This window comes from Amycolatopsis saalfeldensis (assembly GCF_900110575.1).
GTDB lineage: Bacteria > Actinomycetota > Actinomycetes > Mycobacteriales > Pseudonocardiaceae > Amycolatopsis > Amycolatopsis saalfeldensis.
Genome location: NZ_FOEF01000006.1, coordinates 115507 through 134303, shown reverse-complemented (window position 1 = coordinate 134303; position 18797 = coordinate 115507). Strand labels below are relative to the sequence as shown.

Below are 18797 nucleotides of genomic sequence, written 5' to 3'. Positions count from 1 at the left end.
TCGACCAGGCGTTATCATCGGCCGTTCGCTCTGAGCGGACCGGCCCCGGCGGCGGCCGGGACCGAAATTGTCGGGGGTGCCGCGCATGATGGGGAACGTGGCAGCAGACGTGTTGGACCTCTTCTCCCCCGCGACCCGTACGTGGTTCGCCGGGGCCTTCGCCGCACCCACCGCGGCGCAGGCAGGGGCCTGGCGGGCCGCGCATGCCGGGGAACACGCCCTGGTCGTCGCACCCACCGGGTCCGGCAAGACGCTGTCCGCGTTCCTCTGGGCGCTGGACCGGCTGTCGGTGGAGCCGCCGCCGGCCGAGCCGCGCAAGCGCTGCCGGATCCTGTACGTCTCGCCGCTCAAGGCGCTGGCGGTCGACGTCCAGCGAAACCTGCGCGCGCCGCTCGCCGGGATCTCGCAGGCGTCGCGGCGGCTGGGGCTGCCGGTGCCGGGGATCGAGGTCGGCATGCGCACCGGCGACACCACGGCGGCCGAGCGCCGGTCGTTCGGCAAGACACCGCCGGACGTGCTGGTGACCACGCCGGAGTCGCTGTTCCTGATCCTCACCTCGTCGGCGCGCGAGTCGCTGACGGGGGTCGAGACGGTGATCGTCGACGAGGTGCACGCGGTCGCGGGCAGCAAGCGCGGCGCGCACCTGGCGCTGTCGCTGGAACGGCTCGACGCGCTGCTGCCCAAGCCGGCGCAGCGGATCGGGCTGTCCGCGACCGTCCGGCCGGTCGACGAGGTGAGCGCGTTCCTCGCGGGCGGGCGCCCGGTCAGGGTGGTGCAGCCGAAGCTCGCGAAGACGATCGAGGTGCGGGTCGAGGTGCCGGTCGAGGACATGGCGAACCTCGACGGGCCGGCGCCCTCGCCGATGGAGCGGCTGGACGACCTGACCTCGCTGTCCGAATTGCCGTCGGAAGGCGGCATCGGCACCCAGGAGGAGATCGCGGGGGCCGCGGTGAAGCGGCCGTCGATCTGGCCCGCCGTCGAGGAGCGGGTGCTGGAGCTGGTCCGGGCACACCGCTCGACCATCGTGTTCGCCAACTCCCGGCGGCTGACCGAGCGGCTCACCGCCCGGCTCAACGAGCTGGCGGCCGAGCAGACCGGGCTGCGCGCCGAAGACGCGTTCCCGGCCGAGGCGATCGGGCAGTCCGGGCTGGCCACGGGCGCGGCGCCGGTGGTCGCGCGGGCGCACCACGGGTCCATGTCGCGGGAGCAGCGCACCCACGTCGAAGAGGACCTGAAGTCCGGGCGGCTGCCGTGTGTGGTGGCGACCTCGTCGCTGGAGCTGGGCATCGACATGGGCGCGGTCGACCTGGTCGTGCAGATCGAGGCCCCGCCGACGGTCGCGTCCGGGCTGCAGCGGGTCGGCCGGGCCGGGCACCAGGTGGGCGCGGTGTCGTCGGGGGTGATGTTCCCGAAGTTCCGGGGCGACCTGGTCTCGTGCGCGGTGGTCGCGGAGCGGATGGCGGCCGGCGCGATCGAGGCCGTGCGGTACCCGCGCAACCCGCTCGACGTGCTGGCCCAGCACGTGGTCGCGATGGTGGCGCTGGAGCCGTGGACGGTGGCCGGCGTCGCGGCGCTGGTGCGGCGGGCGGCGCCGTTCGCCGCGCTGCCGGACGACGCGCTGCACGCGGTGCTGGACATGCTCGCCGGCCGGTACCCGAGCGAGGAGTTCGGCGAGCTGCGCGCGCGGATCACCTGGGACCGCGTCGCCGACGAGCTGCGCGGCCGGCCGGGCTCGCAGCGGCTGGCGGTCACCTCCGGCGGCACGATCCCCGACCGCGGGCTGTTCACCGTGATGACCCCGGGCGCGGACGGCAAGCCCGGCTCGCGGGTCGGCGAATTCGACGAGGAGATGGTGTACGAGTCGCGGGTCGGCGACACCATCCTGCTGGGCACGTCCTCGTGGCGGATCACCGAAATCACGCACGACCGCGTGCTCGTGGTGCCCGCTCCGGGGGAGCCCGCGCGGATGCCGTTCTGGAAGGGCGACGCGGCCGGGCGGCCGCTGGAGCTGGGGCGGGCGCTGGGCGCCTTCGTCCGCGAGCTGTCCACATCGGACACCGAGGCGGCCAGGGCGCGGGCCGCGGCGGCCGGGCTCGACCAGCGGGCGTGCGACAACCTGCTGGCATACCTGGAGGAGCAGAAGTCGGCGACCCGGCACGTGCCGAACGACCGCACGATCCTGCTCGAGCGCTACCGCGACGAGCTGGGCGACTGGCGGATCGTGGTGCACTCGCCGTTCGGGGCGCAGGTGAACGCGCCGTGGGCGCTGGCCATCGCGGCCCGGCTTCGGGAGAACCGCGGGGTGGACGCGCAGGTGGCGCACTCCGACGACGGCATCGTGCTGCGGCTGCCGGACGCGCTCGATGCCGACGGCGCCGAGGTGACCATCGGCGCCGACGATGTGCTGCTGGACCCGGAAGAGGTCGAGCAGCTGATCGTCGCGGAGGTCGGCGGCTCGGCGGTGTTCGCCGCCCGGTTCCGGGAGTGCGCGGCGCGGTCGCTGCTGCTGCCGCGGCGGGACCCGAGGCGCCGGACGCCGTTGTGGCAGCAGCGGCAGCGGGCCTCGCAACTGCTGTCGGTGGCGTCGAAGTACGAGCGGTTCCCCGTGGTGCTCGAAGCAATGCGGGAAGTCCTGCAGGACGTCTACGACGTGGGCGGGCTGCGGGAGCTGATGGCCGATGTCCGGTCGCGCAAGGTGCGGCTGGTGGAGGTCGAGACGCCGTCGGCCTCGCCGTTCGCGCGCAGCCTGCTGTTCGGCTACGTCGGGATGTTCCTGTACGAGACCGATGCGCCGCTGGCCGAGCGGCGGGCGGCGGCGCTGTCGCTGGACTCCACGCTGCTCGCCGAACTGCTGGGCACGGAGGCTATCCGAGAGCTGCTCGACCCGGACGCGGTGCGCGAAGTGGAGCGGTCGCTGCAGCGGCTCGATCCCGAGCGCCACGCGCGGTCGGCCGAGGACGCGGCCGACCTGCTGCGGTTCCTCGGCGATCTGTCCACAGTGGAGGCTGGTGAGCGCGGGATCCGGCCGGAGTGGCTGGCGGAGCTGGAATCCGCGCGGCGGGCCATCCGGGTGCGGATCGCCGGCGAGGAGCGATACCTCGCGATCGAGGACGCGGGCCGGGTGCGCGACGCGCTGGGCGTGGCGCTGCCGGTGGGCGTGCCCGAGGCGTTCACGGAACCGGTGGAGGACCCGCTCGGCGACCTGCTTTCGCGGTATGCGCGGATTCGCGCGCCGTTCCCGGCGTCGGCGGCGGCCGCGCGGTTCGGGCTGGGCTCGGCGGTGGTGGTCGGCGTGCTCGACCGGCTGACCGGGCAGGGCAGGCTGGTGCGCGGGGAGCTGAGCCCGGTCGGGCACCCGGAGACGCACGGCGTCGGTGTCGAGTACTGCGATTCGGCGGTGCTGCGGCGGCTGCGGCGGGCGTCGCTGGCGCGGCTCCGGGCGGAGGTCGAGCCCGTGGAGCCGGCGGCGCTGGGCCGGTTCCTGCCGGCGTGGCACGGAATCGGCGGCCGGCTGCGGTCGGCGCCCACGGCCGACGACGTGCTGTCGGTGGTGGAACAGCTGGCGGGCGCGCCGTTGCCGGCCAGCGCGGTCGAGTCGCTGATCCTGCCGAGCCGGCTGCCGGGGTACTCCCCCGCACTGCTCGACGAGCTGACCACGGCGGGCGAGGTCACCTGGGCGGGCTGCGGGGCGCTGGCGGGCGGCGACGGCTGGCTGGCGCTGGCGCCGTCCGACGTCGCGGACCTGCTGCTGCCGGAGGTGGAAGAGGATCCGCCGTCGAGCCCGCTGCACGAGGCCATCGTGTCCGCTTTGGACGGTGGGGCGCTGTTCTTCCGCCAGCTGGTGGACCGGGCCACGCCGCAACTGGAGGCGCCGCCGGAAGACGGGGCGGTCGTCGCCGCGTTGTGGGACCTGGTCTGGGCCGGGCTGGTCACCGGTGACACCTTGGGGCCGCTGCGTGCGCAGGTCGCCGGGCACGGCGCGCACAAGCCCCGGCGGCAGGCGCCGCGCGGGCGGTACGCGCGGATGCGGGCGGGCCGTCCGGCGATGCCGTCGCGGAGCGGGCCGCCGACGGTCGCCGGGCGCTGGGCCCTCACCCCACCCCGTGAGACGGACCCGACCCGCCGGGCGCACGCGCGCACCGAAGCGTTCCTGGAACGCCACGGGGTGCTCACCCGCGGTGCCCTCGACACCGAACGCGTCACGGGCGGGTTTTCGGGGATCTACAAGGTGCTGCGCGGCATGGAGGACGCCGGCCAGGTCGTGCGCGGTTACGTCGTCGAAGGCCTCGGCGCGGCGCAGTTCGCGGCGAAGGGCGCGGTCGACCGGCTCCGCGCGGTGTCCGGCCCCCAGACCGATCTCTCCGGGGGCCGGCCGGGCCAGACCGGCAGTGCGGTGGTGCTGGCCGCGGCGGACCCGGCGCAGCCGTACGGTGCGGCGTTGTCCTGGCCGGCCGCGACGGGCGACACGAAGCACCGGCCGGCACGGAAGGCCGGGGCGCTGGCGGTGCTGGTCGACGGGGTGCCGGCGTTGTACGTCGAGCGAGGTGGCAAGTCGCTGCTGAGTTTCACCGAGGAGCGGGCGGCGTTGCAGCAGGCCGCGGCGGCGTTGTCCACCGCGGTGCGGGAAGGCTGGCTCGGGCAGCTCGCCGTGCAGCGGGCCGACGGGGAGCACGCGCTGACGTCCGAACTCGCGGACATCCTGCAGGAGGCCGGGTTCCGCGCGACGCCGAAGGGCCTGCGGCTACGGGCGTGAGCACCGTGGTCACTAGACTTTCCGCGGACACTCGGTGACATAAGGACGTTTCGATCATGGCGATGCGCGAACTGCGCTACTTCGGTGACCCGGTGCTGAAGACGGTCTGCGATCCCGTCACCACCTTCGACAAGAAGATCGAAGCGCTGGTGAAGGACCTGCTGGACTCGGTCGAGCCGGAGGGCCGGGCCGGGCTCGCGGCGCCGCAGATCGGCGTGGGCCTGCGGGTGTTCAGCTACGACGTCGGCGGCCTGACGGGCTACGTGATCAATCCCGAGATCGTCTCGCTTTCGGAGGAGACGCACGAGATCGGCGAAGGCTGCTTGTCCGTGCCGGAGCTGTGGTTCCCCACGGTGCGCGCGAAGCACGCTGTGGTCCGGGGCGTCGACCTCCGCAACGAGCCGATCGAAGTCGAGGGCGTCGACGTGCTCGCCCAGTGCCTCCAGCACGAGACCGACCACCTCGACGGCAAGCTCTACCTGGACCGTCTCGCGTCCGATCACAAGAAGCAGGCCCTCCGCGAAGCCCGCGGCAAGGACTGGTTCTGGAACCGCTGATCCGGCGGCCGCCGGTCCGCCCAGCCTGACCACCGCCGGCGTTTCGGTTCAGCGCGGGAAGAAGCGCAGGGCCGAGGTGTCCGTGGTGGAGCGTTCGGCGCGGAGGCCGGCGCGAGTGGCGGTCCGGAGCATCGTGTCGTCGCCGGGAAGGCAGACGGCGGTGAGTTCCGCGTGGCCCGCGGCAGTGGCCAGGACGGCGACCCGGGCCAGCAAAGCCGTGCCGATGCCCTGGCCCTGCCAGGCGTCCTCCACCAGCAGTGAGACTTCCGCGGTGCCGTCCGGTTGCGGGATCAGCTGTCCCAGGCCGATGACCTCGCGGCCGCAGACCGCGAGAACGCTCGAACCGCGCGGGGGCGTCAGCAGTTTGTGGAGCCATCTGCGCGGCACCGTGCGGACGCCGGTGTGGTAGCGCCGGAACAGCGTTTTCATCGAACAACGCTGGTGCAGCTCGGAAACAGCGTCGACGTCACGGGGGGTGCCGGGGCGGAGGACGACGGCGGCGCCGTCCGGGCGGTCCAGCACGACCGCGCCCGAGACGTTGTGCTGCGCGGCCGCCAGCAGCGTGATCAACGCGGCCGCGCGGGTCAGCTCCAGCTCCACGAACGGCGCCCAGCGGCGGCGTGCGACGAGGACGGTTTCCGCGTCGAGCGGGAAAACCGCGCGGTGGCCGCTCTCGGTGCGGCCCGGGTTGCCCTCCGGCGCCGGGACCCGCGTGACGAGGTCGGCGGCGAGCACGTCACGGAGCACTTCGGCGAGGCGCTCGGGGTCGTCGACCGCGCGGCGGGCCGCCGACAACGCGGACGACGCCGTATCGCGCAACTCGCGGACGTCGGCATCGACGATGCCGGAGCACTCGCAGCCCTCACCGCGGATGGCCTCCGCCAGGACATCCTTGGGCAGGCCGGTGGCGGGCCGCAGCACGATCTCGTCGAGCACGCCGCCGGGCACCGGGAGCACGGTGAGGCCCAGGATGTTGCACTCGAGGTCGGCCAGGCGGATGGCGAGGCGCGCGAGCGTGCCGGGCCGGTCGTCCATCCGGACCCGGACGCGCCACGCGGACGCGGTCGGCTCCTCGGGCGGCAGCTCCGCCACCAGCGGCGTGCGGTTCGGCCGGGCTCGGAAGGTTTCCATGCCCCCACGGTCCCCGGTGGTTGTAACCGGGCCCGTCCCGCGGTGTTTCGCGCTTGTCAGCGTTCGGCGGAGTTCCGTTATCCGTTCGAAACACGGGTCAGCGGGGCGTGAGCACGCAGAACTCGTTTCCTTCGGGGTCGGCCAGCACGGCCCACGGTGTGTCGCCCTGCCCGATGTCGGCCCGCACCGCCCCGGCCGCGATCACCTGCGCGACCGCCGCCGCGTGGTCCTCCCCCGCGGCCGGGGCGACGTCGAGGTGCAACCGGTTCTTGCCGACCTTGTCCTCGGCCGAGCGCAGGAACTCCAGCCGCGGCCCCCGCCCGGACGGCGCCCGCAACCCGACGATCACCTCCTCCGCCGAGTACACGGGCCAGCCCACGAGCACCGACCAGAACCCCGCCAGCCGCGCAGGCTCCCCCGAATCGACGACGATCGCCGCCACCGCGCCCGATCCCGCATACACCGCACGCGGCTCCAGCACGCAGAATTCGTTCCCTTCGGGATCGGCCAGCACCACCCACGGCACGTCGCCCTGCCCAAGATCCCGCCGGCGCGCGCCCAGCCCCAGCGCACGCTCCACGAGCGCAGCCTGGTGCTCGGGCGAAGTACTGGCCAGATCGAGGTGGACGCGGTTCTTGGCCGCCTTCGGCACCACCGACCCAGCCGGCGCCGACTGCGCGGACGCTGTCGATGCCGGCGACGGCGCATGCGGTGCCGGCCCAGGCGCTGGCAGGACTGGCGGCAACAGCGGGACTGACCCTGATGAGGCTGGCGGCGCAGGCGATCCTGACCCTGACCGCGCCGACAGAACTTGCGAAGCCGGCGGCAACCGCAACGCCGACGAGGCTGACGACGGCGCCGGTATTGGCGGGACTGACTCTGACCGCGCTGGCAAGGCTGGCTCTGACTGTGCCGACAGGGCTGGCGGCGCCGCTGACAGAGCTGACTCAGGCCGTGCTGACGAGGCTGGCTCTGGCCGTGCCGACAGGGCTGGCGGCGCCGCTGACAGAGCTGGCTCAGGCAGTGCTGGCGGGGTTGGCGGGACTGACCCTGGCCGCGCTGGCAAGGCTGGCCCTGGCAGCACCGGCAGAGCTGGCGGCGCCGCTGACAGGGCCGACTCAGGCAGTGCTGGCAGTGCTGGCGAGGCTGGCGAGGCTGGCGAGGCTGGCCATGCTGGCGAGGCTGGCCATGCTGGCGAGGCTGGCCATGCTGGCGAGGCTGGCGAGGCTGGCGAGGCTGGCGAGGCTGGCCATGCTGGCGAGGCTGGCGAGGCTGGCGAGGCTGGCGAGGCTGGCGAGGCAGACTCTGGCAGAGCTGGCACCGGCACTGGCACCGGCACGAAGATCAGGTCGAGCTCCCACCCGTCTTCGGCCGGGGCGTGGACCTCGACTTCGGCTGGGGACTCGGCGGCTACCTGCCAGCCGAGCAGTGCGGCCCAGAAGGCCGCGAGCTGCCGCGGCCGCGCTGCGTCGACGACCAGGTTCACCAAACGTGTGCCCATCCCGCCAAGCTAGCGGCGGGTACCGACAGAAACCGCTGTCAAGGCGGGTTCGGCTGAGGGTTCGGCGGCGGGTGCCGGCGGCGGGGTCGCTGCCGGCGCAGAAGCTGCCGACACACAAGCCGCCGGCGGTGGAACCGGGAAAGCTTCCCCACTTTCCGGTTCAGCGGGTGGCGAGCCGCAGGAGGGCCCAGACCTGGGCGGCCAGGTCGTGGCCGCCGGTGACGGTGACGGCGGTCGGGGCCGCGCGGCCCCAGAGCCACAGGTAGACCCTTGACGCTTCGGCTTCGACCAGTTCGTCCGCGGCGGCGGCCTCCTCGACGGAACAGCGCCAGGCGGTCGTCTCGTCGGGGCCCGCGCGGGCGATCCAGCTGTGCCCGCCGGTGCGGATCCCCACCGTGCCGTGGCGGGTGCCGGCCAGGCCCATGGTGGCGAGCTTCTGGTCGAAGTACAGGGTGAGCACCTCGTCGACGCCGTCGGCGGCCAGGTCTTCCGGGACCGTGGCGTGCTCGACATCTGCCGCGCGCTCGGCGTCGAACCGGTGGATCAGGGTCTCGTGCAGCATGCGGCGGATCCAGAAGCCGTAGGTCGGGTCCGCGGGCCACCAGGTGGACGCGCGCGCGGCCGGGTCGTGCGCGGCCAGTTCGGCCAGCAGCGCCTCCCGGCCGGCGTCGAAGTACCCGGCCACCGGCTCGCCCGGCAGGGGGCCGCGCTGCCAGTGGGTGGGACGGCGCCCTTCCTCCATCCAGCCCAGCGCGAGCCGGTAGATGCTGCCGACGTGCCGGAGCAGCTCGCTCAGCGTCCAGCCCGGCGCGGTGGGCACCGGGCTGTCGGGCGACGCCGCGTGGGCCACCTCCCCGAGCACCCTCGCCTCGATCCCGAGGGCTTCGAGCAACCGGCCGTGGTCGACCGGACCGAGCTCACGCGACATGGGCTTCGCCGGTGACAGGCTCTCCGTGCACGACACGGCGGACGACCTCGAGGAACAGCGATGTGGCGCGTAACAGGTCCGCCGCCGACTCGGCGGTGACCCGGCCGGTGATGCCGGCTTCCGCGGCGGCGCGAGTGGCCGAGTTGGCCGCGAAGAACGCCGACCACTCACGGAGTTCGGGCGCGACGACGTCGAGCAGCACCCAGCCGCTGGCCGGGCGGGAGCGTCCGCGGCCCGGGCGGCCACGCGCGGCGAGCACTGCCGCGGCGCCGCGCAGCGCGGACAGATAAGCCCCGATGAATCGTTCCGCCGGGTCGCGCTCGCGCTCGGCTTCGGCGAGCCCGCGCTTGGCCTGGGCGAGCAGGGCGACCGCGGCCGGCGGCGCGGGCGGCCGCAGCGACAGGGGCAGCTGCGGCTGCCCGGGGTCCGCGGGGGACACGACCGAGACGGACATGACAACCCTCCTCCTGCTCGGGTGAGCCCCGGCCCGGTGCCCGGAGCGGAGGCGCTTCCCCCGCCCTCGCGCCGGGCACCGGCCGGTGCGCGCTCACCAGTTGTCGAACGTCTGTTCGAACGATTTCCAGAGTAACCCCAGGTGCCGCGTTCGCTCAACCCCGCCGGTGGATTCCGGGGGCGTGGCGCGGGACACGGTGCCGGTGGCGTGGTCTCATAACCGCATGAGCTCGCTCGACCATCCCGCCGTCGCCAAGGTCACAGCCGTGCTGGCCGAGGCGGGCCAGCAGGCCGCCGCCGACGGCGTACGCGTGCTGCCCGCCGAAGTCCGCACCGCCGCGCAGGCCGCGGAAGCACTCGGCGTCCCGGTCGGCGCCATCGCCAACAGCCTCGTCTTCCGCGCCCGCACCGCCGACGGCGCGGAGACGGCGCTGCTCGCCCTCACCTCGGGCGCCCACCGCGCCGACCCGGCCCGGCTGGCCGAGCTCTCCGGCCTCACCGACGTCGGCAAGGCCGACGCGGCCTTCGTCCGCGAGCACACCGGTCAGCCCATCGGCGGCGTCGCGCCCGTCGGCCACCCGGCGAAACTGGTGACGCTCGTGGACACGGCGTTGCGCGCCTACGACGTGGTGTGGGCCGCGGCCGGACACCCGAAGTCGGTCTTCCCGACGACCTTCGACGGCCTGGCGGAGCTGACCGGGGCCACCGCCGGCGAGCTGGCGGGCGAAGAGAAGGATGACCGATCGTGACCGCGACGTCCTCCGGGTGCTTCCGTTACGTCCAGCTTTCCGCGGACGAGTTCCGCGCGCGCCTGCCCGAAGCGCTGGCCATCTACGTGACCGCGATGCGCTACCCGGACGGCACCGCCGAGCAGCGCGCGCCGATGTGGCTGACGCACGCGTTGCGCGCGGGCTGGCGCTGCATGGCCGCCCTCGACGCCGACGACGAACTGCTCGGCATCGCCTACGGGTACAAGGGCCGCGCCGGGCAGTGGTGGCACGAGCAGGTGCGCCAGGGGCTGACCCGCCGCTCGGGCGTGCCGGAAGCCGACCGCTGGCTCACCGACTACTTCGAGCTGACCGAGATCCACGTGCGCCCGGAGAACCAGGGCAAGCGCATCGGCGAGGACCTGCTGCGCCGGCTGCTCGACGGCGTGCCGAGCGCCAACGTCCTGCTGTCCACGCCGGAGGGCACCAGCCGGGCGTGGAAGCTGTACCGCCGCTTGGGTTTCCTCGACGTGCTGCGCGACTACCACTTCACCGGCGACCCGCGGCCGTTCGCGATCCTCGGCCGTCCGCTGCCGCTCGACGCGCCGTAACGTCACCTCGGTTCCGGGCGCCAGTAGCCGACCGCGAGCGCCGCGACGAGCAGCGCCGCGCCGCCCCACGCGAGCGCGCTCAGGCGTTCGTGCAGGAAGACGACCGAAAGCACGGTCGCGGTGAGCGGCTCCAGCAGCGCGGACAGCGCGCCCAGCACCGGATGCGCGCCGCCGAGGCCGCGGAAGTACGCGGCATACGCGACGACCGTCGGGACAGCGCCGAAGTACACGGCCAGCAGCAGCACGTCGGCACGGGCAGGCAGGCCCATGCCGAGCCACATCGCGGCGGGCGTCAGCAGCAGTCCCCCGGCCAGGCAGCCGAATGCCGTGGTGGACAACGGTTCCAGACCGTCGACGGGCTTCGCCGTGACGAGCGTGAGCACGGCGAACCCGGCCGCCGCGAGCAGCGCGAAGCCGATCCCGCCGGCCAGCCGCGCGGGTGACGTCGCCACCTCCGGCGACCAGCGCAGCAACACCAGCCCCGCCACGGCGCCGCCGACGGACACCAGCGTCCACAGCCGGGGCGCGCGACGGTTTCGCACCGCGGAAACCACGGTGAGCACAACGGGTGCGGCGCCGATCGTGGTCATCGTCGCCGTGCTGACCGAGCTGAGCGAAACAGCGGCGAAGTAGCTGGTCTGGAACAAGGCGAACAGGCCGCCCACCGCGAGCAGGCGGCGTAGCGCTTCGGGGGTGCGCGGCAGGTTGCGCAGGCCGCCGGTAAGAGCGACGTACGCGGAGGCAATGAAGCCACCGACCAGGAGCCGGTACGCGGCCACGGCCAGCGGGTGCAGCCCGGCGAGCTGCCCCAGCAACGAACCGGCGAGCCCGCCGGTGCCCCACAGCACCCCGGCGAGCACCAGCGCGGCCGACGAACGGGCGCGCGCGGGCGAAGTTGTCGAAAGAGACATCGGAAACGCTCCAGCGTCGAAGGATTTCAGGACGTTCGACGACGCGGGGCGGACTTTGTCCAGGCCGTGTTACGGCAGCACCGAACAGCCGCGGAACCGACACCGCGGCTGGTACCACCCCGCTCAGACGCGGGGCGGCGGGGTGACGAGGAAGATCCGATGCACGGGCGGGAGCCTAGTGACGGAAACCTGGTGGGGCCAAGGGTTTTCCAGCGGGCTGGGATGTTTGGCGGTGTGGCTGGGGTCAGTGCGGCCGGGGCGGGCGCGGTCTGGGCTGGCCGGCGCGGCCGGGATCGACGCGGTCAGGGTCAGTGCGGCCGAGATCAGCGGGGCGGGGATCGGCACGGCCGGACTCGGCGCGGCCGGGTCAGCGCGGCCGGAGTCGAAGCGGCCAGAGGTCGGCGCGGCCGGGATCGGCACGGCCGGAGTCGAAGCGGCCGGAGGTCGGCGCGGCCGGAGGTCGAGGCGACCGGGGCCAATGCGGCGGGTCCCGCAGCCGGGATCGGCGTGGCCGGAGGTCGGCGCGGCCCGAGGTCGGCGCGGCCCGAGGTCGGGCTAGGTCAGGTTGAAGCGGCCGGGGTCGGCACGACTGGGGCCAGTGCGGCCAGGAATCAGCGCCACCAAGGTCAGTGCGGCCGGGGGTCAGCGCGACCGGGGCGAGGCGATCGGGCGGGACCAGCCAGGGTGGAAGCGGCCGGGGGTCAGCGCGACCGGGGCGAGGCGATCGGGCGGGGCCGCTCAGGGTGGAAGCGGCCGGGCTCGGCGCGGCCGGAATCGGGGCAGCCGCCGTCGGGGCAGCCGCCGTCGGGGCAGCCGCTGTCGGGGCAGTCGGGGTCGGGGCAGTCGGGGTCGGGGCGTGAGCACTCCGACGACCTCGCGCACCGACCCGCGCGACGAGCAGGTTGCCGCGCCGGGTGACGCTACTTCTGGCCGAGAATGCCGCTGACGTAAAGCATTCCGCCCATGCGCAGGTCGTCGTCCTTGGTGGGGAGGCCGTTGGTGGTGAGCAGGTTTCCGATGGTGCTTCCGGTCAGGGTCCAGCCGAGGGTGGTCAGGTAGGGGGCGGCTTCGTTGCGGGGGCCGAAGTAGCGCAGGCTGGTCATGTCGGGGTCGAAACCGTGGGCGCGCCAGAGTTCGGAGATCCGGTCCAGGCCTTCCTTGACCTTCTCCTCGCCGCCCGGGTTCGGGTTGGGCTTGCTTTCGGTGGCCACGCGGCTGCCCGGTGCGCTGAGTTCGGTGATGGTGTCCAGCAGGCGGTCCTGCGCCTCGGGCGGCAGGTAGCCCAGCAGGCCTTCGGCGCTCCACGCGGTCGGCCGGGCCGGGTCGAAGCCGGCGGCGCGCAGGGCGGCGGGCCAGTCTTCGCGCAGGTCGACGGCGGCCGGTCGGCGGTCGGCGGTGGGCTCGGCGCCGAGGGCGGCCAGTGCGCGGGTCTTGAATTCGATGACCCGCGGCTGGTCGACCTCGTACACCACGGTCCCGGACGGCCACTTCAGCCGGTACGCCCGGGAATCCAGCCCCGAAGCCAGGATCACGGCCTGCCGGACGCCCGCCGCCCCCGCGTCGCGGAAGAAGTCGTCGTAGAACTTCGCGCGGATCTTGGCCACGTCGATCGCCATCGGCCCGACCAGGTCACCCGGCGGCAGCTCGCCGCTGGCCAGCCGGGTGAGCAGGTCGACGCCGACGGCCCGGACCAGCGGTTCGGCGAACGGGTCGTCGACCAGCGAAGGGTCCGCGCGGGTCGCGATCGCCCGGGCCATCGCGGACATGGTGGCGGTCGAGCCGACGCTGGAGGCCAGGTCCCAGGTGTCGCCGTCGTGCCGGGGGGAAGCCATCAGTCCAGCTGGGCCAGCTGCTCGCGCAGCGTGTCCAGGCCCATGCCGCCCATCTGCAGCGCCTTGGTGTGGAATTCCTTGATGTCGAAGGATTCCCCCTGACGGCTGCGGGCCTCGTCGCGGGCGGCGAGCCAGAGGCGTTCGCCGAGTTTGTACGCGGGGGCCTGGCCCGGCCAGCCGAGGTAGCGGTCGATCTCGTCGTGCACGTGGGCCTGATCGGTGATCGTGCGGGTGAGCATGAACTCCAGGCCCAGCTCCGGGGTCCACCGCTCGCCCTCGTGGAAGCCCGTGCCCGCCGGGATCTCCAGCTCCAGGTGCATGCCGAGGTCGACGACCACGCGGGCGGCGCGGAACAGCTGCTCCGACAGCATGCCGAGCAGGTTCCCGTCGTCGGCGAGGTAGCCGAGGTCCTGCATCAGGCGCTCGGCGTAGAGGGCCCAGCCCTCGCCGTGCGCGGAGATGAACGTCATCAGCCGCTGGTACTTGGTGAGCGAGTCCGCCTGGTTGACGGCCGTCGCCACCTGCAAATGGTGGCCGGGGACGCCCTCGTGGTAGACGGTCGAGACCTCGCGCCAGGTGGTGAACTCGTCCTTGTCCGCGGGCAGCGACCACCACATCCGGCCCGGACGGCTGAAGTCCTCGCTCGGCCCGGTGTAGTACGCGCCGACGCCGCCGCCCGGCGGCGCGATCCGGCACTCCAGCGCCATCAGCCGGTCGGGGATGTCGAAGTGCTTGCCGCGCAACGATTCCAGCGCGTCGTCCGACAGCGACTGCATCCAGGCCTCGAACTGAGCGCGGCCCTTCACGCGGTAACGCGGGTCGGCGTCGAGCACCGCGGCGGCCTCGGCGACGGTGGCGCCCGGCCGGATCCGGTCCGCGACCACGCGCATTTCGGCGTCGATGCGCGCGAACTCGCCCCAGCCCCACTCGTAGGCCTCGCGCAGGTCGAGCGAAGCGCCGATGAAGTACCGCGACCACAGCTTGTAGACGTCCTCGCCCACCGCGTCCTTGGCCGGCGCGCGCGGCGCCAGCTCGGCGCGCAGGAAGCCCGCGAACTCCGCGAACGCCTCCTCCGCCCCGCGCGCGCCCGCGGCGAGCTCGTCCTCCAGCCCGGCGGCGGCCTCACCAGCAGCGCCGACGAGCCCGGTGAAGAAGCCCGCCCCCTCCTTGAGCCCCGCCCAGGTCTCGCACTGCTCGGCGACCTTGCCGATCTGGCGCAGCGCCGAAACGTGGCCGCCGTCCGCCGCGGCCAGCAGCGACGCGCGGATCCCGGCGAGCGCCGCGGGCACCTTCCCGAGCCGGGCCACGATGTCGCCCCACTGCGCGGCGGTGTCCATCGGCATCAGGTCGAACACCATGCGCAGGTCCTGCACCGGGCTGGCGATCACGTTCAGCGCGGCCAGGTCGAGGCCGGCCTCGTGGATCTCGACGTCCAGGCCCACCCGCTCGGCGAACACGGCCTTGGCGACGCGCTCGCCCGCGTCGGCGGGCTCGGCGGCGGTGATCGCGGCCAGCGCCCGCGCGGCGAGCGCGGCCCGGGCCGCGTGCCCCTCCGGCGAGTAGTCGGTGAGCTGGTCGTCGTAACCGTCGACGCCGAGCACGGTCGCGGCGACCGGGTCCAGGGCCGCGTAGTCGTCGACGTACCGGTCACAGATCCCGCGCACGCCCTCTTCGGTGGAAGCCATGCGGGGCACGCTACCGGCCTGTCGCCATCCGGCGACACCGACTTGCGGATTACGCGCGAGCCGGCACGAGGCCCAGCCGGCCCACCACCTCACGCGTGGCCTTGGACCGGTTGAACGTATAGAAGTGCAGGTCGGGCACGCCTTCGGCGATGAGCTTCTCGCACAGGTCGGTGACCACGTCGATGCCGGCCGCGCGGAACGCCTTGGGGTCGTCCGCGAGCGGTTCGAGCCGGTCCAGCAGCCGCTGCGGCGCCGGCACGCCCGCCAGCCTGATGGTGGTGCGCAGCGTCCGCAGCGTGGTCAGCGGCATGATGCCGGGCAGCACCGGCGCGTCGCAGCCCGCCGCGGCCACCCGGTCGCGCAGCCGCAGGAAGTCCTCGGCCTCGAAGAACAGCTGCGCGATGGCGAAGTCGGCGCCCGCGCGGAACTTGCGGACCAGGTACTTCGTGTCCGTCTCCAGGTCCGGCGAGCGCGGGTGCCCGTACGGGAACGCCGAGACGCCCACGCAGAAGTCGCCGAGCGAGCGGACCAGCTCGACCAGCTCCTCGGCGTACTTCAGCCCTTGGGGGTGCGGGACCCAGTCGCCGTAGACGTCGCCCGGCGGGTCCCCGCGCACGGCCAGGATGTTGCGGACGCCGACGGCGGCGTACCAGCCGATCACGTTGCGCAGCTCCGAAACCGAGTGGTTGACGGCGGTCAGGTGCGCCATCGGGCAGAGCGTGGTCTCGGTGGCGACGCGGGCGATGCTGCGGATGGTGCCGTCGCGGCTGGAGCCGCCCGCGCCGTAGGTGATGGACATGTAGGCGGGGTCCAGCGGTTCGAGTTCGCGGACGGCCTTCCAGAGCACGGCCTCGTCGGCCTCGTCCCGTGGGGGGAAGAACTCGATGGAGAACGCGGGCGCGTCCCCCTGCAACCGCTCGATCACCGACGTCATGAACGCAAATGGTAGTGGGCGGAACCGGGCGCGGGCACTCCCTGCACGTGGCCTTGACCACGGGTACCGTCAGAACCCGGACGCGATGGAGACGCCATGAGCGAGCTAGCGAGTGCAGCAACCCGGGTTCCGGCCGCCCGCGAGAGCCTGGACACGGCCTGGGACGAGGACGTGCGAGTGGCCGTGTACCGGGCGTTCGCGGTGCACGGCCGGCCGCCGACCGCGCCGGAGCTGGCCGACGCCGCGCACGGCTCGCTGGCCGTGGCCAAGCAGGCGCTGCACCGCCTCGACGCCGCCCGCCAGCTCGTGCTGGACGAGTGCGAGCACGTGGCGCTGGCTCACCCGTTCGCGGCGATTCCGCTCGGGTTCTCCGTGATGGGCGCCCGCACGCTGTGGTGGGGCGGCTGCGCTTGGGACTCGTTCGCGATCCCGCACCTGGTGCCGGACGAGCCGGAGGTGCTGGTCTCGACCCGCTGTCCCGGCTGCGGCGAGCCGAGCGCGCTGGTCGTCGGCCGCGAAGGGCCGCCGTCGGGCGCGCAGGTGGCGCACTTCCCCGTGCCGGTGGCCCGGATGTGGGACGACGTGCGGCGCACCTGCTCGCTCCAGCGGCTGTTCTGCGACGAGTCCTGTGTGGACGGATGGGCCGGGGAATCGGGCACCGCCAAGGGATCCGTGCTCGACCTGGACACGCTGTGGCACCTGGCGAGCGGCTGGTACGCGGGCCGCCTCGACCACGGCTACCGGCGCCGTGAGCCGGCCGAGGCGGCGGACTACTTCCGGGGCGTCGGGCTGACCGGGGCTTTCTGGGACGCATAGCCGACGATCTTCCCGTCGAGCACACAGCTCGCCACCGGCGGTGACTGCGGCGACAGCGTCACCACGTCCCGCGGGCACGGCGGCGGTGGTTCCGGGCCGCTGCCCGCCGACACCAGCGCGACCACCGCGGCGACGGCACCGGCCACCACCGCGCCGGCTCCCGCCCAGACCAGTCCGCGCCGCGGCTTTCGGCGCGGTGGAGCCGAAATCGCGACAGGTTGACGCCGCACGGGCCGGAGTGCCGCGACCCGGGCCAGCCCGACCTCGAACGGCGCCGACGCCTCCGCGCGGAACTCCTCCTCGCCGTCGAGGAAGCGGCGGTAGACGGCCAGCGCGAGCGCGTCCGTCCGGGCGAGGGCGGCGCCGGCGTCGTCCGGTTCGCCGCGCGGGCACAGGAACCCGTGCAGCAGGACGAGCGGCCGGCCGTGCTCGTCGCGGGGCTCGCGTCCGGCGTCGCCCGCCGTCACCGCGTGCTCGGCCCAGGTGAGTGAGCCGAACGGGGTCGCGGCGGTGCGGAAGGACACGTCGTCCAGCGGCACGGCGGTTTCCTCCAGGAACCCGTGCTCGCCGAGGAAGCCCGGCACGAGCAGCGCCGAGTAGCCGCGCCGCCGTCCCCGCGCCACGAGGAACGGCCACGCCTCGCCCATCACCAGTCACCCCAGCGTTCGCCGCCGAGGCGGGAGTCGGGCAGCTTCGCCTCGAGCACCGCGACCTGCCGCTGCAGCTCGCCGACGACCCGTCGCCGGGCCTGGACGAACTCCTCCGCCCGGCGGTCCGCCTCGCCCAGGCGCGCCAGCCGGGCACTGTGCTCCGCCGGGTCGTAGCCGCGCGGGCCGAGCGTGTCGAGCAGCAGCGACAGGCCGGATTCCGCGACCACGCCCGCGCCGACCGCGGAGATCAGGATCCGCGCGGCCTTCCCCGTGACGTACGCGCCGAGCGTCCGCACCGCCTCCCCCGGCCCCATCCGCACCCGCCGCTGCGCCGCCGCGAGCAGCTCGGCCCGCGTCGCCTGGTCGAGCGACATCTCGGTCTGGCGCAGGATGTCCGGCACCACCACCGAAAGCGCGGCCTCCACGTTCGACGGCCGGAACCGGCCGCCGGGGTTCTTGCGCACCGCGCCGTCGCGGTACTCGGCGAAATCGTGCCCGACGGCGGTGACCGGGATCAGCCGCACGATCCGGCGGGCGCTGTGGACCTTGACCAGATCGGCGAACCCGGGGGTGTCCAGCAGCCGCTCGCGCACCATCCGCAGCCGCTCGTTCTCGTCCGGGTGCAGGTGGTCGAGCAGGTCCCACTTGGTGATCACGAAGACGATCGGGCTGCGCACCGGCAGCATCGCGTTGATCATCGCGTCGAGCGACGCCTCGAGCAGCAGCTGCCCGCGCTGGTCGCCGTTGTGGGCCTGGAGCAGCCGGAAGCCGTCGATGATGCCCACCAGCGCGTCGGCGCCGGCGATCGCCTCGAGCAGCGTGGCCTGCGCGGTGGAGCCGGGCGCGTCCGGGTCGGTCAGCAGTTCGCCGGGGTACTCGAGGTAACCGAGCTTCACCACGGGCTCGGCGTCCGCGCCGACCTGGGTCATCACGCTGAACTCGAACTCGCGCAGCTCGCCGCGGGTGGTCCCGCGCGGCCACTCCTCGTTGACGTCGGCGGCCTTGCGGTACCAGCGGTTCAGCTCGATCAGCTGCTCGTGCGGCACGCGCAGGTAGAAGCCTCGGTCGGCCGGCGTCTGCAGGCGGCGGTAGATCCCGGTCAGCAGCAGGGTCTTGCCCGAGCCCTGCAGGCCGAGTGTCACGATGCGGAACGCCGGGACGCCGCCGGGCGGTCCGGTCAGGTTTTCCTTGGCGTGCTTACGTTTCCGGCGCCGCAAGGTCAGCCCGATGGCCAGCGCGAGTACGAGGACCAGCAGCAGGATCGTCATGGTCGCCTCACCTCTCCCTCTGCCGAACGGAGCCGCGGGCGGAGCCGGTGATACAGCGCG

General features: G+C 73.7%; 16 protein-coding genes and 1 pseudogene. 5 read left to right on the top strand and 12 right to left on the bottom strand.

Annotated features, from left to right (window positions below):
- Positions 1–85 precede the first annotated feature (85 nt).
- Together BMY97_RS16085 and def are read left to right on the top strand one after the other, a co-directional pair.
- Positions 86–4753 (top strand): ATP-dependent helicase, encoded by a 4668-nt coding sequence (locus BMY97_RS16085; RefSeq protein WP_091617652.1) that lies wholly within the window; start codon positions 86–88, stop codon positions 4751–4753.
- Between the two features lie 56 nt (positions 4754–4809).
- Positions 4810–5310, top strand: coding sequence for a peptide deformylase (gene def / locus BMY97_RS16080; protein ID WP_091617651.1), 501 nt, complete (start codon positions 4810–4812; stop codon positions 5308–5310).
- A 48-nt stretch (positions 5311–5358) separates the two neighbouring features.
- On the opposite strand, the gene BMY97_RS16075 is transcribed toward def, so the two are convergent.
- From BMY97_RS16075 to BMY97_RS16050, 6 genes and pseudogenes are all read right to left on the bottom strand, one after another.
- Positions 5359–6441: a GNAT family N-acetyltransferase gene (locus BMY97_RS16075; protein WP_091617650.1), complete on the bottom strand. Its 1083-nt coding sequence runs from the start codon at positions 6439–6441 to the stop codon at positions 5359–5361.
- A gap of 97 nt (positions 6442–6538) precedes the next feature.
- Positions 6539–7525 carry a VOC family protein gene (locus BMY97_RS49140; RefSeq protein ID WP_281246901.1) on the bottom strand — a complete coding sequence of 329 codons (987 nt, stop codon included), beginning with the start codon at positions 7523–7525 and terminating at the stop codon, positions 6539–6541.
- Between the two features lie 34 nt (positions 7526–7559).
- Positions 7560–7694 carry a hypothetical protein gene (locus BMY97_RS49135; protein ID WP_281246904.1) on the bottom strand — a complete coding sequence of 45 codons (135 nt, stop codon included), beginning with the start codon at positions 7692–7694 and terminating at the stop codon, positions 7560–7562.
- Between the two features lie 89 nt (positions 7695–7783).
- Positions 7784–7942 (bottom strand): annotated as a pseudogene (locus BMY97_RS48415) (VOC family protein); the annotation flags it as partial.
- A 160-nt stretch (positions 7943–8102) separates the two neighbouring features.
- A complete protein-coding gene (locus BMY97_RS16055) occupies positions 8103–8870 on the bottom strand; it encodes a maleylpyruvate isomerase N-terminal domain-containing protein (RefSeq protein WP_091617649.1) in 768 nt (255 codons plus the stop codon).
- Positions 8860–9324, bottom strand: coding sequence for an SAV_6107 family HEPN domain-containing protein (locus BMY97_RS16050; RefSeq protein WP_091617648.1), 465 nt, complete (start codon positions 9322–9324; stop codon positions 8860–8862). Before BMY97_RS16050 ends, BMY97_RS16055 begins: the two co-directional genes overlap by 11 nt.
- A gap of 223 nt (positions 9325–9547) precedes the next feature.
- Between BMY97_RS16050 and BMY97_RS16045 the strand changes: the two genes are divergently transcribed.
- Together BMY97_RS16045 and BMY97_RS16040 are read left to right on the top strand one after the other, a co-directional pair.
- Entirely contained in the window at positions 9548–10072 is a 525-nt protein-coding gene (locus tag BMY97_RS16045) for a YbaK/EbsC family protein (RefSeq protein ID WP_091617647.1), read from the top strand.
- Positions 10069–10641: a GNAT family N-acetyltransferase gene (locus BMY97_RS16040; protein WP_091617646.1), complete on the top strand. Its 573-nt coding sequence runs from the start codon at positions 10069–10071 to the stop codon at positions 10639–10641. The genes BMY97_RS16045 and BMY97_RS16040 overlap by 4 nt, the downstream gene beginning before the upstream one ends.
- A 2-nt stretch (positions 10642–10643) precedes the next feature.
- Here the strand turns inward: BMY97_RS16040 and BMY97_RS16035 are convergent, their stop codons facing one another.
- The 4 genes from BMY97_RS16035 to metF all read right to left on the bottom strand — a co-directional run bounded on the left by BMY97_RS16035 (position 10644) and on the right by metF (position 16003).
- The gene (locus BMY97_RS16035) at positions 10644–11552 is read right to left on the bottom strand and encodes a DMT family transporter (RefSeq protein ID WP_091617645.1); all 909 of its coding nucleotides are present in this window, start codon (positions 11550–11552) and stop codon (positions 10644–10646) included.
- 920 nt (positions 11553–12472) lie between these two features.
- Entirely contained in the window at positions 12473–13384 is a 912-nt protein-coding gene (locus tag BMY97_RS16030; protein WP_091617644.1) for a class I SAM-dependent methyltransferase, read from the bottom strand.
- Positions 13384–15069: a DUF885 domain-containing protein gene (locus BMY97_RS16025; RefSeq protein ID WP_177231368.1), complete on the bottom strand. Its 1686-nt coding sequence runs from the start codon at positions 15067–15069 to the stop codon at positions 13384–13386. Before BMY97_RS16025 ends, BMY97_RS16030 begins: the two co-directional genes overlap by 1 nt.
- Before the next feature lie 49 nt (positions 15070–15118).
- On the bottom strand, positions 15119–16003 hold the full coding sequence (gene metF / locus BMY97_RS16020; RefSeq protein ID WP_091617642.1) for a methylenetetrahydrofolate reductase [NAD(P)H]: 885 nt from the start codon (positions 16001–16003) through the stop codon (positions 15119–15121).
- 96 nt (positions 16004–16099) lie between these two features.
- Here metF and merB point away from each other — a divergent pair, with 96 nt between their 5' ends.
- Positions 16100–16819 (top strand): organomercurial lyase, encoded by a 720-nt coding sequence (gene merB, locus BMY97_RS16015; RefSeq protein WP_091617641.1) that lies wholly within the window; start codon positions 16100–16102, stop codon positions 16817–16819.
- Here the strand turns inward: merB and BMY97_RS16010 are convergent.
- Complete coding sequence (locus BMY97_RS16010) at positions 16774–17466, bottom strand: hypothetical protein (RefSeq protein ID WP_245787339.1); 693 nt, start codon at positions 17464–17466, stop codon at positions 16774–16776. The genes merB and BMY97_RS16010 overlap by 46 nt on opposite strands.
- A complete protein-coding gene (locus BMY97_RS16005) occupies positions 17466–18737 on the bottom strand; it encodes a hypothetical protein (RefSeq protein ID WP_091617639.1) in 1272 nt (423 codons plus the stop codon). The genes BMY97_RS16010 and BMY97_RS16005 overlap by 1 nt, the downstream gene beginning before the upstream one ends.
- Positions 18738–18797: the final 60 nt, after the last annotated feature.

What these genes read in the sequence shown, in the direction of transcription:
- BMY97_RS16085 (WP_091617652.1), top strand. Translation starts at nt 86, where the DNA reads ATGATGGGGAACGTGGCAGCAGACGTGTTGGACCTCTTCTCCCCCGCG.
- BMY97_RS16075 (WP_091617650.1), bottom strand. Translation starts at nt 6,441, where the DNA reads ATGGAAACCTTCCGAGCCCGGCCGAACCGCACGCCGCTGGTGGCGGAG.
- BMY97_RS49135 (WP_281246904.1), bottom strand. Translation starts at nt 7,694, where the DNA reads ATGGCCAGCCTCGCCAGCCTCGCCAGCCTCGCCAGCCTCGCCAGCATG.
- BMY97_RS16025 (WP_177231368.1), bottom strand. Translation starts at nt 15,069, where the DNA reads ATGGCTTCCACCGAAGAGGGCGTGCGCGGGATCTGTGACCGGTACGTC.
- BMY97_RS16055 (WP_091617649.1), bottom strand. Translation starts at nt 8,870, where the DNA reads ATGTCGCGTGAGCTCGGTCCGGTCGACCACGGCCGGTTGCTCGAAGCC.
- metF (WP_091617642.1), bottom strand. Translation starts at nt 16,003, where the DNA reads ATGACGTCGGTGATCGAGCGGTTGCAGGGGGACGCGCCCGCGTTCTCC.
- merB (WP_091617641.1), top strand. Translation starts at nt 16,100, where the DNA reads ATGAGCGAGCTAGCGAGTGCAGCAACCCGGGTTCCGGCCGCCCGCGAG.
- BMY97_RS16030 (WP_091617644.1), bottom strand. Translation starts at nt 13,384, where the DNA reads ATGGCTTCCCCCCGGCACGACGGCGACACCTGGGACCTGGCCTCCAGC.
- BMY97_RS16005 (WP_091617639.1), bottom strand. Translation starts at nt 18,737, where the DNA reads ATGACGATCCTGCTGCTGGTCCTCGTACTCGCGCTGGCCATCGGGCTG.
- BMY97_RS16045 (WP_091617647.1), top strand. Translation starts at nt 9,548, where the DNA reads ATGAGCTCGCTCGACCATCCCGCCGTCGCCAAGGTCACAGCCGTGCTG.
- BMY97_RS16010 (WP_245787339.1), bottom strand. Translation starts at nt 17,466, where the DNA reads ATGGGCGAGGCGTGGCCGTTCCTCGTGGCGCGGGGACGGCGGCGCGGC.
- BMY97_RS16050 (WP_091617648.1), bottom strand. Translation starts at nt 9,324, where the DNA reads ATGTCCGTCTCGGTCGTGTCCCCCGCGGACCCCGGGCAGCCGCAGCTG.
- def (WP_091617651.1), top strand. Translation starts at nt 4,810, where the DNA reads ATGGCGATGCGCGAACTGCGCTACTTCGGTGACCCGGTGCTGAAGACG.
- BMY97_RS16035 (WP_091617645.1), bottom strand. Translation starts at nt 11,552, where the DNA reads ATGTCTCTTTCGACAACTTCGCCCGCGCGCGCCCGTTCGTCGGCCGCG.